Source organism: Agromyces humi (assembly GCF_009720255.1).
Lineage (GTDB): Bacteria > Actinomycetota > Actinomycetes > Actinomycetales > Microbacteriaceae > Agromyces > Agromyces humi.
In genome coordinates, this window is sequence record NZ_WJSP02000780.1 from 1 (window position 1) to 559 (window position 559).

Annotated in this window: 1 pseudogene; it reads right to left on the bottom strand. The window is 74.2% G+C overall.

Annotated elements, in window-relative coordinates:
• Positions 1 to 74: 74 nt before the first annotated feature.
• Positions 75 to 559 (bottom strand): annotated as a pseudogene (locus GH736_RS24140) (bifunctional 3'-5' exonuclease/DNA polymerase); the annotation flags it as partial.

Below are 559 nucleotides of genomic sequence, written 5' to 3' on the forward strand. Positions count from 1 at the left end.
TCGCTCGACGACGTGCCGCGGCTGCCCTTCGCGCCGAGCGCCGATCGACCGAAACGGGGGCGGCGACCCGGCGCTCAGCCGGCGGACGCGTAACTGTCGACGATCGCGAGGTCGAGGGGGAACTCCACCGGGAAGTCGCCGAACAGCAGGCGCCCGGCCCCCTTCGCCGACGTCTCGACCGCCGCGGCGACCTCGTCGGCGAGCTCGCGAGGCGTGTGCACGATGATCTCGTCGTGCAGGAAGTACACGAGATGCGGCCCGCGCTCGAACACCGGGCCTGCGGACGCGGCGCGCGACACCGATGCCGGCGGCTCCGCGCCGATCTGGGCCAAGCGCCCCCGCAACGCCGCCATCCAGCACAGCGACCACTCGGCCGCGCTCCCCTGCACCACGAAGTTCCGCGTGAAGCGCCCCCAGTCCCTGGCCGAGGAGCGGGCCCTGCGTTCGTCGGCGGCCGTGGCGTCGGGCTCGCTCGCACGAGCCTGCACCGCTCGCCACTCGGTCGAGGGCAGGGGTGACGACCGGCCGAGCAGCGTGCTGACGGAGCGACCGCGCTCAC